Genomic DNA, 13,403 nt, shown 5'->3' on the forward strand with positions numbered 1-13,403 from the left:
GGCGGCCATGCGGGGGTTCACCAGACACATCCGGCACAGCGGCCCGGGACTGCGCACCGGGCTCCGCTGGAAGCTGAGCGCGGCCATCGCGCTGGTCGGCGCGCTGGTCGCGGTCGCGCTGAGCCTTGTGGTGCACAACGCGGCCCGGGTCTCGATGCTGGACAACGCACGCGACCTCGCCAACGAGCGGCTGCAGATCGCCCAGCGCAACTACGAGCTGTTCGGCCGGGCGAACTTCCCCGACGTCAAGGTCAACGACCCGCTGCTGCCCGACGCTCTGCGTGACAGGGTCGACGCGGGCCGGCGGGCGACCGACGTCATCGACCACGGCAGCGGCGCGCCGGACATCTGGGCGGCCGTGCAGGCCAAGGACGGGCGGGTGCTGTCCCTGCACGGCACCTTCCCGAACCGCAGCAGCAACGTCCTGCGGGACCTCGACCAGGCCCTCGTCATCGGCTCCATCGCGGTGGTCCTCGGCGGCAGCGCGCTCGGCGTGCTGATCGGCGGGCAGCTCTCGCGCCGGCTGCGCAAGGCGGCGGCCGCGGCCAACCAGGTCGCCCAGGGCGAGCCGGACGTGCGGGTGCGGGAGGCCATCGGCGGGGTCGTGCGGGACGAGACCGACGACCTCGCGCGCGCGGTGGACGCCATGGCGGACGCGCTGCAGCAGCGGTTGGAGGCCGAGCGGCGGGTGACCGCCGACATCGCGCACGAGCTGCGTACGCCGGTGACGGGGCTGCTCACGGCGGCCGAACTGCTCCCGCCCGGCCGCCCGACGGAACTGGTCCTGGACCGGGCGAAGGCGATGCGCACCCTCGTCGAGGACGTCCTGGAGGTGGCCCGGCTGGACAGCGCCTCCGAGCGGGCCGAGCTGCAGGACATCATGCTGGGCGAGTTCGTCTCCCGGCGGGTGGCGGCGAAGGACCCGGCGGTCGAGGTGCGAGTGGTGCACGAGTCGGAGGTAACCACCGATCCGCGGCGGCTGGAGCGGGTGCTGTTCAACCTGCTCGCCAACGCGGCCCGGCACGGCAGGCCGCCGATCGAGGTGACCGTCGAGGGCCGGGTCATCCGGGTCCGCGACCACGGCCCCGGCTTCCCCGAGGAACTCCTCGCGGAGGGCCCGAGCCGGTTCCGCACCGGCAGCGCGGACCGCGCGGGCCAGGGGCACGGCCTGGGGCTGACCATCGCGGCCGGGCAGGCGCGGGTGCTGGGGGCCCGCCTGACCTTCCGCAACATCCGCCCGGCGGGGGCGCCCGCGCACATTCCGGCGGAGGGTGCGGTGGCCGTCCTGTGGCTCCCCGAACACGCCCCGACGGCCACCGGCAGCTACCCGATGCTCCCGGGACCGGCCCAGGCGGGAAGCCGGTGAGAACCCTCCAGGCACCGGCCACGAGGATCTCCTCGCCGCGTGCCGTTGCGGCGGCGATCCGCTCCGGTGCGTAGAAGCCCAGGCGGGGCGCGCCGGAGGTCCGCGCGCCCCGCCGCGCCTCCCGTAGCCGCTCCCGCTGGTCGGGTTCGACGCCCTCGATCGGCCGCAGGAGCGTGGTGACCGGCGTCGATCCCGGGGCGAGCCGACGGCCGCGGCGCTGACAACGACGACGGCGCCGGCCGGCTGGGGAACCAGCCGGCCGGCGCCGTTGAGCCGCGTCGTCAGACGTCGGTGGGCCGCGTCGTCAGACGGCCTCGGCCAGCTGGATCGGAGCCGCTTCCTCGCTGGTCGCCGGTCCGCTCTTGAGCGGCACCTCCTTGACGAACACCGCCGCCACCAGCACCACCACGGCGATCACGGCCCCCAGCAGGAACGCGGAGTGCGTACCGGCCGACACCGCGTGCTGGTAGGCGTCCCGCACCGGGGCGGGCAGCTTCGCCAGGCTCGCCGCGTCCAGCGAGGCGGACTTCTCGGTGGCCTTGGCCGCCAGCGCCCCGCCCCGCTCGGACATGACGTGCTTGACCCGGTCGTTGAAGAGCGCGCCCATGATGGCGACACCGAAGGAGGAGCCGAGCGTCCGGAACAGGGTGGTGGAGGAGGACGCGACGCCCATGTCCTTCATCTCCACGCTGTTCTGCGCGACCAGCATGGTGATCTGCATCAGGCAGCCCATGCCGAGGCCGACCACGGCCATGTACAGCCCGGAGGTCAACCGGGTGGTGTCGGTGTCCATGGTGGACAGCAGGTACAGCCCGACGGCCAGCAGCACACCGCCCACCAGGGGGAAGATCTTGTAGCGGCCGGTGTTGGTGGTGACCCGCCCGGCGACCATCGAGGTCACCAGCATCGCGCCGAGCATCGGCAGCAGCAGCAGCCCGGAGTTGGTCGCGGACGCGCCCTGCACGGACTGCTGGTAGAGCGGCAGGAAGAGCGTGGCGCCGAACATCACGAAGCCCACGATGAAGCCGATGACCGACATGAGGGTGAAGTTGCGGCTGCGGAAGATGTGCAGCGGCAGCACCGGCTCCGCGGCCTTGGTCTGCCAGAAGACGAAGCCGACGAGTGCGGCGACACCGATGGCGATCAGTTCCATGATCCGCGCGGACGTCCAGGCGTACTCGGAGCCGCCCCAGGTGGTGACCAGCACGATGGAGGTGATGCCGAGGGTCAGCAGCCCGGCGCCCAGGTAGTCGATGCGGGCCTTGTTCCGCTTCTTCGGGAGGTGCAGTACGACGCTGATGGCGGCCAGCGCGATCACGCCCAGCGGCAGGTTGATGTAGAACGCCCAGCGCCAGCCCCAGTTGTCGGTGATGGTGCCGCCGACCAGCGGGCCGCCGATCATCGCGAGCGCCATGACGCCGGCCATCATGCCCTGGTACTTGCCGCGCTCGCGGGGCGGTATCAGGTCACCGATGATCGCCATGACCCCGACCATCAGACCACCCGCGCCGAGCCCCTGAACGGCCCGGAACCCGATCAGCTCGCCCATGTTCTGGGCCATACCGCTGAGCGCGGAGCCGATCAGGAAGATGACTATGGAGGTCATGAAGGCGCCCTTGCGCCCGTACATGTCGCCGAGCTTGCCCCAGATCGGGGTCGCCGCGGCGGTCGCCAGGGTGTACCCGGTCACCACCCACGACAGGTGCTCGAGGCCGCCCAGCTCGCCCACGATCGTCGGCATCGCGGTGCCCACGATCATGTTGTCGAGCATCGCGAGCATCATCGCGATCATGAGCGCGAGCAGTACGACCCGTACGCTCCTCGGCTGTTTCTCCGACTGCTCCGCCGGCTCCGGTGCCCCCGGAGTCTCCTGGCCGGTAACGGCCGCCTGGGTGTCCGCCATCTCTCCCACTCCCCCTGGCGACAGGTACTTACTTGCCGCCCGGCTAGTTCACTACACTGGGAAGGTAAACCTGTCACTAGCCGGGCGTCAAGTAAGTTTCCCGGGGCGGACGACGGCGTCCGGCGGGACGAATTTTCGCGGGAGTGCGAGGAGTAAGAGGATGGGCGTCACCATGGACGGCACCAAGCAGCAGCGCCGCGGCAACACCCGCCAGCGCATCCAGGACGTCGCGCTCGAACTCTTCGCCGAGCAGGGCTACGAGAAGACCTCCCTGCGGGAGATCGCCGAGCGCCTCGACGTGACGAAGGCGGCCCTGTACTACCACTTCAAGACCAAGGAAGAGATCCTGGTCAGCGTCTTCGAGGATCTGACGCAGCCCATCAGCGACCTGATCGAGTGGGGCAAGGACCAGCCGCACACCCTGGAGACCAAACAGGAGATCGTCCGGCGCTACAGCCAGGCGCTCGGCGACGCGGAGCCGCTGTTCCGGTTCATGCAGGAGAACCAGGCGACGGTCCGGGAGCTGCGCATCGGCGACACCTTCAAGGACCGGATGCGCGGCCTGCGGAACATCCTGATGGACCCGGACGCTCCGCTGACCGACCAGGTCCGCTGCGTCAGCGCGTTGTTCACGCTGCACGCCGGCATGTTCGTGATGCAGGACATCGAGGGCGACCTCCAGAAGAAGCGGGAAGCCGTTCTGGAGGTCGCCATGGGCCTGGTGACCCAGGCCCACCAGGGTTCGGACCGGCCCGCTTAGACGGTCACGCCCTGGGCGCGCAGGAAGGCGACCGGGTCGATGGCGGAACCGTAGTTCGGCGTCTTGCGGATCTCGAAGTGCAGGTGCGGGCCGGTGGAGTTGCCGGTGCTGCCGGACAGGGCTATGTGCTGACCGGTCCCCACGACCTGCCCGACCCTGACGTCGATGCGCGAGAGGTGCGCGTACTGCGAGTACTCGCCGTTGGCGTGCTTGATGACGACGGCGTTGCCGTACGCGGGGCCGTCGCCGGCGCCGTTGCCGCCGGCCTTGACGACGGTGCCGCCGTGGGCGGCGACGACCTCGGTGCCGGTGGGCACGGCGAAGTCCTGGCCGCTGTGCCGGGCGACCCACATGCCGCCGGCCTGGTTGAAGGTGGCGGAGAGCGTGTACTTCTTCACCGGGTCGACCCAGGCGGCGGCGCTGGAGGTGGCGGCCGACGCGACACCCGAGCCCACGACGGCCGTCACCGCGGCACCGGCGGCCAGAACGGCGGCACGCTTGCGGAGCGAGGACGAACGGGGGGCACGGAGAGCGGCGCGCAGGGACATCGGAACCTCGTGGGGTAGGCAACAGGAAACCCACCGGCACACCGGCTCGTTCGCCGGCCGTGCACCGGGTGGGCCCTTCCTTGGTAACCCGGAGGCCGCCCCCCGCTCAAACACCCCGTCTACGGCACTTCGTAGTATCAGCCCCCAAAACCGGCGCTTTCTTGACAGAACCGCCGACCGCACCACCCCGTCCCGACGCCGCGACACCACCGCCGCGTCCGGCCGTCCCACCACTTCACCTCGCCCAGAGGTCCCACTATCCCGGCTAGTACCGGACATTTCCCCCGTGCGCTATGTCACCAGCAGCCGGGATCCCACCCCGCGGAAATGTGACGCCCACTACGCTGACCAGCGGCGTTCGCGCGACTACGGGGGTGGGCGAGGATGGACCCGGCGGTTCTCGGTACCAAGCTGGCGTCGAGCCTGATGGGCTCGCTGGTCAGAAGGCTGTTCGTGCCGGACGGGCCGGGCGCCGCCCTGGTCGACCGGCCTGTCCGGCTCTCGGCGCTGCTGTCCCTGACCGGCGAACGGCGCACCCTGACCGGCAAGGAGCTGCGACGCCTCGCGCGCGTCCTGGTGTCACGGACCACCGACACCCCCGGCGAACGGCCCTTCCCCGCGGAGGAGACGGAGGCGGTCGCGTCCGCCCTCGCCGACCGGCTGCTGGCCCTCGGCGATCTCGACATGGACGATGTACAGGCCGTACGGCTGGGTCACCGGGAGCTGGCCCGCACCCTGCGGCACCGCGCTCCGGCCCCCGGCCTCTCCGCCGACGCCGACCTCTTCCTCGACTCGCTCACCGGTCTGGCCTGTCTGCATGTCCTCGACTTCTTCAGTCGGCGCTCCACCTTCGTGCCCCGGACGCTCATGGAACAGACCCGCGTCCAGTCCGAGCTTCTCGCCAGGACGGACGAGCTCATCGCCCGCACCCCGCCCGCCGACGGCGCGGACCCCGCGTTCGAACGGCGCTACCTCGCGCACGTCACGACCCGGCACGGGGGACTCACCATCTACGGCATCGACCTGGTCGACTCCCCCGACCGCTGGCCCCTCGACGCGGCCTACCTGAGCCTCCAGGCACTGGGCCCCGCCGAGGGCACCGAGCCGACGGGCCCGGGCGACACCCCAGTCACCGCCACCGAACGGCCCCGGCCCGCGGACCAGGCCCTGGCCGAACACGACCGGGTACTGCTGCGCGGGGTCGCCGGCTCGGGTAAGACCACGCTCGTACAGTGGCTGGCGGTCACCGCGGCCCGCGGCGAGCGCGGCGACCGCATCCCCTTCGTCCTCCCGCTGCGTACCCTGGTCCGCCGCGCCGACGGCCTCCCGGTTCCTGACGCCTTCCTGGCCGCCGTACGCGTCCCCTTCCACGCGGTCCAGCCGGCCGGCTGGGCGGACCGGGTGCTCACCGCCGGCCGAGGTCTGCTCCTGGTCGACGGCCTGGACGAGATCCCGGAACGCGACCGCGAAGGCACCCGGCGCTGGCTGCGCGAACTGCTGGACACCTACCCCGGCAACCAGTGGCTGGTCACCTCCCGCCCGTCCGCCGTACGCGAGGACTGGCTGGCCGCCGACGGTTTCGGCGAACTCGTCCTCACCCCGATGGGACCGGACGAGACGGCCGCGTTCATCACCCGCTGGCACACCGCCGCCCGCGCCGACGCCGCCGACCTCGACCGCCTCGACGCCTACGAACGCTCGCTGCTCGACGCCGTACGGACCAAACCGGACCTCGGCCGGCTCGCCACCAACCCCCTGATGTGCGGCCTGATCTGCGCCCTGCACCGCGACCGCCGCGGCTATCTCCCGCACGGCCGCCAGGACCTGTACGAGGCGGCCCTGTCGATGCTGCTCACCCGCCGGGACGAGGAACGCGACATGTTCCGCGACGACTCCTCCGGCATCCGGCTCGGCGAACGCCCCCAGGTCCAGCTGCTCCAGCGCCTGGCCTACTGGCTGATCCGCAACAACCAGTCGGAGCTCGACCGCGAGCGCGCGGAGCGCATCATCGCGGACGTCCTGCCGTCCCTGCCGGCCGCCGCCGCCCAGGGCGACGCCCGGGCGATCCTCGCCCACCTGCTGCTGCGCAGCGGCCTGCTCCGAGAGCCCGCCGTGGGCACCCTGGAGTTCGTGCACCGCACCTTCCAGGACTACCTGGGTGCGAAGGCGGCGGTGGAGGACGGCGACTTCGGCCTGCTGGTGCGGGGCGCGCCGGACGAGCAGTGGGCGGACGTCGTCCGCATGGCCGTGGCCCATGCCCGCCCCCGGGAACGGGCCGAGTTGCTACGGGACCTCGCCGACGCGGCCACGCGGCTGACCGGACCGGCCGCCACCCGGGTTCGACTGCTCGCTCTGGCGTCTCTGGAACACGCGACCGAACTGGACCCCGCCGTGCGCGGGGCCGTCGAGCGCAACGCGGCCGAGCTGATCCCGCCACGCACCACCGAGGAGGCCCGCGCCCTCGCCGAGGCAGGACCGCTCGCCCTGGAGTTGCTGCCCGGACCGGAGGGGCTCAGCGACGCGGAGGCCCGCGCGGTGGTCGTCACGGCGTCCCTGATCGGCACGGACGCGGCCCTGCCCGTACTGGCCCGGTTCCGGTCCCACCGGGCGCTGCGGGTACGAGCCCAGCTCGCCTGGACGTGGCACCGCTTCCCCGCCCGCCGCTACGCCGACCAGATCATCGCCCACCTGCGGAGCGAGGACGACCTCTACTTCACCGCCCACTCGGCGGACCACCTGCGCATTCTGCGCGACCTCGGCGGCCGTCCACGCGTGCAACTGGTCGGTGACCTCGACCCGGCCGGGCTCGACGCGGCCACGGTGACCAAACTGACCGTCAGGGACAACGCCTACATGGAGGATCTGCGCGGCCTGTCCCACCTGCACCGCCTTGTCCATCTCGACCTGGCCAGATGCCGTGTCGCGGGCGGCCTCGCCCCGCTGGCCGCCCTGCCGCTGTCGTGGCTGTCGATGGACCTCGTCACCGGGCTGGAGGCTCCGGACGCGCTCCATGCGCTCGCCGCCTCGCGAACGCTGGACCAGCTCGACCTCGGGATCACCCTGAGGGCCGACTCCCTCGACGCGGCGCTGCCCACCGGGCTCCCGCTGCGCTATCTGCGGTTCACCAAGGGGGCGCTGCGCCACACGGGCCTGCGCGGGCTGCACCGCTTCGCGACCCTGCGGCAGCTCAGTCTCGCCTCGCTTCGGGACGGCCTCACCGCCGCGGACCACGAGGAGATCGCCCGGCTGCCCGCCCTGTGGGAGCTGCGGATCAACTGGCAGGCCGTCGGCTGGCACGGCCCGCCCCTGCGCGGCGTCACCGGACTGCGGCTCAACAACGTCACCGGCACCGAGGACCTCTCGGGGATCCGGACCTTCTTCCCGAGCCTGCGCAAGGTGACGCTGGTCCTGTCCCCCGGTCTGCCGGAGGTACCGGAGCGCCTCCTCACCGAACTCCCCGTCACCCCTGTCGTGCAGAGGGTCGACGGCGTGGTGTGACGCACACGTGTGGCCGCCTGGGCCTGGGGATCCCCGCGCCACGGCATGCGACAGGGGCCGGTGCTTCGAAAAGCACCGGCCCCTGTCGTCGGCTCACCCCGGAAGGGCTACGCCTCCTTGCTCAGGTTCGGTCCGGCTCCGCCGGCCGCCTGCTCGATCGGCGGGACGTCCGGGAGTGCCGACTTCTCCTCGCCGCGGAAGGTGAAGGTCGCGGTGTCGCCCTCGCCCTCCGTGTCGACGACCACGATGTGGCCGGGACGCAGCTCGCCGAAGAGGATCTTCTCCGAGAGCGTGTCCTCGACCTCGCGCTGGATCGTGCGGCGCAGCGGACGCGCGCCCAGCACCGGGTCGTAGCCCTTCTTGGACAGCAGCTCCTTGGCGGACTGGGAGAGCTCGATGCCCATGTCCCGGTCCTTCAGGCGCTCGTCCACCTTGCTGATCATCAGGTCGACGATCCGCAGGATGTCCTCCTGCGTGAGCTGCGGGAAGACCACCACGTCGTCGACGCGGTTGAGGAACTCGGGCCGGAAGTGCTGCTTGAGCTCGTCCTGGACCTTGTTCTTCATGCGCTCGTAGTTGGTCTTCGTGTCACCCGAGGCCGCGAAGCCCAGGTTGAAGCCCTTGGAGATGTCCCGGGTGCCGAGGTTGGTCGTCATGATGATGACCGTGTTCTTGAAGTCCACGACCCGGCCCTGGGAGTCGGTCAGCCGACCGTCCTCCAGGATCTGCAGCAGGCTGTTGAAGATGTCCGGGTGGGCCTTCTCCACCTCGTCGAAGAGGACGACGGAGAACGGCTTGCGGCGGACCTTCTCGGTCAGCTGGCCGCCCTCCTCGTAGCCCACGTAGCCGGGGGGCGAACCGAAGAGACGCGACACCGTGTGCTTCTCGCTGAACTCCGACATGTCGAGGGAGATCAGCGCGTCCTCGTCACCGAAGAGGAACTCGGCGAGGGCCTTGGACAGCTCGGTCTTACCGACACCGGACGGGCCGGCGAAGATGAACGAGCCACCGGGGCGCTTCGGGTCCTTCAGACCGGCACGCGTACGGCGGATCGCCTTCGACAGCGCCTTGACGGCGTCGACCTGGCCGATGACCCGCTTGTGGAGCTCGTCCTCCATGCGCAGCAGGCGGGACGACTCCTCCTCGGTCAGCTTGAAGACCGGGATGCCGGTGGCCGTGGCGAGGACCTCGGCGATCAGCTCGCCGTCGACCTCGGCGACGACGTCCATGTCGCCGGCCTTCCACTCCTTCTCCCGCTTGGCCTTGGCGGCCAGGAGCTGCTTCTCCTTGTCGCGGAGGGAGGCGGCCTTCTCGAAGTCCTGCGAGTCGATCGCGGACTCCTTGTCCCGGCGGACGGCGGCGATCTTCTCGTCGAACTCGCGCAGGTCCGGCGGCGCGGTCATCCGGCGGATGCGCATCCGGGAACCGGCCTCGTCGATCAGGTCGATCGCCTTGTCCGGCAGGAAGCGGTCCGAGATGTAGCGGTCGGCCAGGGTGGCCGCCTGGACCAGCGCCTCGTCCGTGATGGAGACCCGGTGGTGGGCCTCGTACCGGTCACGCAGACCCTTGAGGATCTCGATCGTGTGCGGCAGGGACGGCTCGGCGACCTGGATGGGCTGGAAGCGGCGCTCCAGGGCCGCGTCCTTCTCCAGATGCTTGCGGTACTCGTCCAGGGTGGTGGCACCGATGGTCTGCAGCTCACCGCGGGCCAGCATCGGCTTCAGGATGGAGGCCGCGTCGATGGCGCCCTCGGCGGCACCCGCACCGACCAGCGTGTGCAGCTCGTCGATGAACAGGATGATGTCGCCGCGGGTGCGGATCTCCTTGAGCACCTTCTTCAGGCGCTCCTCGAAGTCACCGCGGTAGCGGGAGCCGGCGACCAGGGCGCCGAGGTCCAGGGTGTAGAGGTGCTTGTCCTTGAGGGTCTCGGGCACCTCGCCCTTGACGATGGCCTGGGCGAGGCCCTCGACGACGGCGGTCTTGCCGACGCCGGGCTCACCGATCAGGACCGGGTTGTTCTTGGTACGGCGGGACAGCACCTGCATGACCCGCTCGATCTCCTTCTCGCGCCCGATGACCGGGTCGAGCTTGGACTCACGAGCGGCCTGGGTGAGGTTCCGGCCGAACTGGTCGAGGACCAGGGACGTCGAGGGGGTGCCCTCGGCAGGGCCGCCGGCGGTGGCGGTCTCCTTGCCCTGGTAGCCGGAGAGCAGCTGGATGACCTGCTGCCGCACCCGGTTGAGATCAGCGCCCAGCTTGACCAGGACCTGGGCGGCGACGCCCTCGCCCTCTCGGATCAGGCCGAGCAGGATGTGCTCCGTGCCGATGTAGTTGTGGCCCAGCTGAAGGGCCTCGCGGAGCGACAGCTCCAGGACCTTCTTGGCACGGGGGGTGAAGGGGATGTGCCCGGACGGGGCCTGCTGGCCCTGGCCGATGATCTCCTCCACCTGCTGGCGGACCGCCTCGAGCGAAATCCCGAGGCTCTCAAGGGCCTTGGCGGCGACACCCTCACCCTCGTGGATCAGGCCCAGGAGGATGTGCTCGGTGCCGATGTAGTTGTGGTTGAGCATCCGGGCTTCTTCCTGAGCCAGGACGACAACCCGCCGCGCGCGGTCGGTGAACCTCTCGAACATCGTTAATCGCTCCTCAGAGCGGTCAGGCAGTGGGGGGAACTTCCCCTCCCTGTCCTTCCGCAGCTTAGTCCCGCAAGCGGGGACCGCTCATTCCAACTGCCGACACCGTCGATGGCCTCCTGACCCCGAACGCCGACATCTGCTCCAACCCGATGGTGCGAGACGATGTTCCCGCAGGCCAGGCAGTTACCCCTTCCGCCAGTACGCCGATGGCGAACGTGAGACGGCCTCGCATGCGTGTCGCCCCCTCCCACTAGGGATGTCTTACCCGCAGCGACGGACGGTCCATGCCGTGAGCCCCCCGTCCCTCCGCTATGGGCGAACAACCTTGCGCCGCTCCGGACGCCCGCACGGCGCCCACCACGAGACACTGCGCAGTCACGAGCGTACCCAGCGTAACTCTGGCCGCCCTCGGGCGTTGCAGGGGGCATGGCTGGCACGCTCCCCCTGGCTGCTTCCACGGTCCCTCACCCCCGTCGTCAGCTCGGTCCCGATTCCGGTTCCGCCCGGGGCGGTTCCGTCGGTGCGCCTCGCGACCCCCGGTGGCCGGGCCCGCTGCGGCACTGGTACGAGAACGATCTGGGGTGGGCGACAGTGCCCGCGCCGCCCGGCGAACCGCTACGGCTGGTCACGGGCGTGCGCTTCGATGTGCTCGACGTGCCGGCCGAGGCGGGCGTCATGGCGCTCAGGCATCTGACGCCGGGCTCTCCGGTGGCCCTCCAGGACGAGCGGATGCGGCTGCTGGTGGCCGCGGGTGGCGCGGAGGAGCTGCCGGGGCTGCTGGAGTGGCTGGAGTGGGGCGCGCTGGACCTCGACGTGCGGGCGCTGGGCGCGCGGGGCCGGATGGACGCGCCGGGCCGGCCCGGACATGCCGAGGACCTCGCGGAACCCGTACGGGGGGCCGCCGTCTGGTTGCGACCCCCCGGGCCGGGGTGCGAGGTCGAGGCCTCGCTGCCGACGCTGTCGGCCGCGGGGCGCGTCGGGGGCGCCCCCGATCTCGTGCGTGTGGTGGAGACGGTGGCCACCGAGTGCCACCGCATCCGGCTGCGGCGTGCGGGCCGCGAGCCGGGCCGTCAGGCGTTGGCGTCCTCGTAGGCCTGGCGAATGGTCGCGGGAACACGGCCGCGGTCGTTCACCTCGTAGCCGTTCTCCTTCGCCCAGGCGCGGATCTGCGCGGTGTCCTGGCTGCCGCCGGAAGCCGCACGGGCCTTTCCGCGCCCGCCCGAGGAACGGCCGCCGGTACGCCGGCCGCCCTTGACGTAGGGGTCGAGGAGATCACGCAGCTTGTCCGCATTGGCCGTCGTGAGATCGATCTCGTACGTCTTGCCGTCCAGCGCGAACGTCACGGTCTCGTCCGCCTCGCCGCCGTCGAGGTCGTCGACAAGAAGGACCTGAACCTTCTGTGCCACCGGATTTCCTTTCATCGAAAACGTGAGGGCCGGGGGTCCGCGGCGTCCGCCGTTACGCCGTCCCCTGTTATATGCAGTACTGCAGTACGTCGGAAAGCAAACCGCTTTTGCGAGGAAAACACAAACCCCTGGGAGAGACCGGGGGGCCCGCTCCCACGCGGAAACATGCGCGTTTCGGACATAGGGCACCGGGGCAAGGCGGGGTGCCCGGAATAGCGGGCCGATCTTCCGCCGATCTCCTGCCCATCTCTGCCCCGGCGGCCCTTGGCGATCACAGATGCAGAAGCATCCGGCTGTTGCCCAAGGTGTTCGGTTTCACTCGTTCGAGTCCGAGGAACTCCGCGACGCCCTCGTCATAGGAACGCAACAGCTCCGCGTAGACATCGGTGTCCACCGGCGTCTCGCCGATCTCCACGAAGCCGTGCTTCCCGAAGAACTCGACTTCGAAGGTCAGACAGAAAACGCGGCGAACACCGAGCCAACGCGCGGTCTCCACCAACTTCTCCAGCAACTGGTGACCGACACCGGCGCCCTTGAGGCCCGGCTTCACCGCGAGAGTGCGCACTTCCGCGAGGTCTTCCCACATCACGTGCAGTGCACCGCAGCCGACCACCTCGGCGTTGTCGTCGCGTTCGGCGACCCAGAACTCCTGGATGTCCTCGTAAAGCGTGACCGTCGCTTTGTCGAGCAGGATGCGGTCGCGGACGTACGCGTCAAGGAGGCGGCGCACCGCCGGGACATCGCCGGTCCTGGCCCGCCGGACGGTGATGGCTTTTGCGGTGACTTCGGGGCGCATCGCTGACATGAGCGGACGCTATCGCCCTCCGTGGTCCACCACAGAGCCGGGGTTCTCCTCTTCCGGACGTTCGGCCCTATCCGGGCCCTGCACGATGCGTACGGCGTCGCGCAGCGCCTGGCGCTGTTCGTCGCTCATCATCCCGAAGAAGGCGACGAGAGCGGCGGCGGGGTTGTCACTGTGCGACCAGGCTTCGTTCATCAGAGCGGCGGCGTAGGCGGCCCTGGTGGAGACGGCCTCATATCGATAGGCGCGTCCTTCGGCCTCGCGGCGGACCCAGCCCTTCTGATGGAGATTGTCCAAAACGGTCATCACCGTGGTGTAGGCGATGGACCGTTCCTGCTGGAGGTCTTCCAGGACTTCTCGAACGGTCACCGGGCGGTTCCACTTCCACACCCGCGTCATGACCGCGTCTTCGAGTTCTCCCAATGGGCGAGGCACAGCTCAGACAATAGTGGGAGATCCCACCAAAGGCGTGCCGGACGTGCAC

At 70.4% G+C, this 13,403-nt stretch carries 10 protein-coding genes; 4 read left to right on the forward strand and 6 right to left on the reverse strand.

Features of this window, described 5'->3' with window-relative positions; translation table 11 throughout:
* Window positions 1-7: 7 nt before the first annotated feature.
* Window positions 8-1,366 (forward strand): two-component system sensor histidine kinase CseC, encoded by a 1,359-nt coding sequence (gene cseC / locus AB0G52_RS11020; protein WP_132889349.1) that lies wholly within the window; start codon window positions 8-10, stop codon window positions 1,364-1,366.
* A gap of 304 nt (window positions 1,367-1,670) precedes the next feature.
* Here the strand turns inward: cseC and AB0G52_RS11025 are convergent, their stop codons facing one another.
* Window positions 1,671-3,269 (reverse strand): MDR family MFS transporter, encoded by a 1,599-nt coding sequence (locus tag AB0G52_RS11025; RefSeq protein ID WP_132889351.1) that lies wholly within the window; start codon window positions 3,267-3,269, stop codon window positions 1,671-1,673.
* Between the two features lie 160 nt (window positions 3,270-3,429).
* Here AB0G52_RS11025 and AB0G52_RS11030 point away from each other — a divergent pair, with 160 nt between their 5' ends.
* A complete protein-coding gene (locus AB0G52_RS11030) occupies window positions 3,430-4,029 on the forward strand; it encodes a TetR/AcrR family transcriptional regulator (RefSeq protein ID WP_361335852.1) in 600 nt (199 codons plus the stop codon).
* Here the strand turns inward: AB0G52_RS11030 and AB0G52_RS11035 are convergent.
* The gene (locus AB0G52_RS11035) at window positions 4,026-4,577 is read right to left on the reverse strand and encodes a M23 family metallopeptidase (protein WP_361335855.1); all 552 of its coding nucleotides are present in this window, start codon (window positions 4,575-4,577) and stop codon (window positions 4,026-4,028) included. The two genes, AB0G52_RS11030 and AB0G52_RS11035, sit on opposite strands and share 4 nt — an antisense overlap.
* A 384-nt stretch (window positions 4,578-4,961) precedes the next feature.
* Here AB0G52_RS11035 and AB0G52_RS11040 point away from each other — a divergent pair, with 384 nt between their 5' ends.
* Window positions 4,962-8,075, forward strand: coding sequence for an NACHT domain-containing protein (locus AB0G52_RS11040; RefSeq protein ID WP_361335857.1), 3,114 nt, complete (start codon window positions 4,962-4,964; stop codon window positions 8,073-8,075).
* A 107-nt stretch (window positions 8,076-8,182) separates the two neighbouring features.
* Here the strand turns inward: AB0G52_RS11040 and AB0G52_RS11045 are convergent, their stop codons facing one another.
* A complete protein-coding gene (locus tag AB0G52_RS11045; protein WP_132889358.1) occupies window positions 8,183-10,708 on the reverse strand; it encodes an ATP-dependent Clp protease ATP-binding subunit in 2,526 nt (841 codons plus the stop codon).
* A gap of 429 nt (window positions 10,709-11,137) precedes the next feature.
* Here AB0G52_RS11045 and AB0G52_RS11050 point away from each other — a divergent pair, with 429 nt between their 5' ends.
* Window positions 11,138-11,803 (forward strand): SCO3374 family protein, encoded by a 666-nt coding sequence (locus tag AB0G52_RS11050; protein ID WP_361335861.1) that lies wholly within the window; start codon window positions 11,138-11,140, stop codon window positions 11,801-11,803.
* Here the strand turns inward: AB0G52_RS11050 and AB0G52_RS11055 are convergent.
* The 3 genes from AB0G52_RS11055 to AB0G52_RS11065 all read right to left on the reverse strand — a co-directional run bounded on the left by AB0G52_RS11055 (window position 11,782) and on the right by AB0G52_RS11065 (window position 13,354).
* Complete coding sequence (locus AB0G52_RS11055; RefSeq protein ID WP_132889364.1) at window positions 11,782-12,117, reverse strand: Lsr2 family protein; 336 nt, start codon at window positions 12,115-12,117, stop codon at window positions 11,782-11,784. The genes AB0G52_RS11050 and AB0G52_RS11055 overlap by 22 nt on opposite strands.
* A 271-nt stretch (window positions 12,118-12,388) precedes the next feature.
* Entirely contained in the window at window positions 12,389-12,922 is a 534-nt protein-coding gene (locus AB0G52_RS11060) for an amino-acid N-acetyltransferase (RefSeq protein WP_132889366.1), read from the reverse strand.
* Between the two features lie 9 nt (window positions 12,923-12,931).
* Entirely contained in the window at window positions 12,932-13,354 is a 423-nt protein-coding gene (locus AB0G52_RS11065) for a BlaI/MecI/CopY family transcriptional regulator (protein WP_361335865.1), read from the reverse strand.
* Window positions 13,355-13,403 lie beyond the last annotated feature (49 nt).

This window comes from Streptomyces sp. NPDC021562 (assembly GCF_040640875.1).
In the GTDB taxonomy this organism is placed as follows: domain Bacteria; phylum Actinomycetota; class Actinomycetes; order Streptomycetales; family Streptomycetaceae; genus Streptomyces.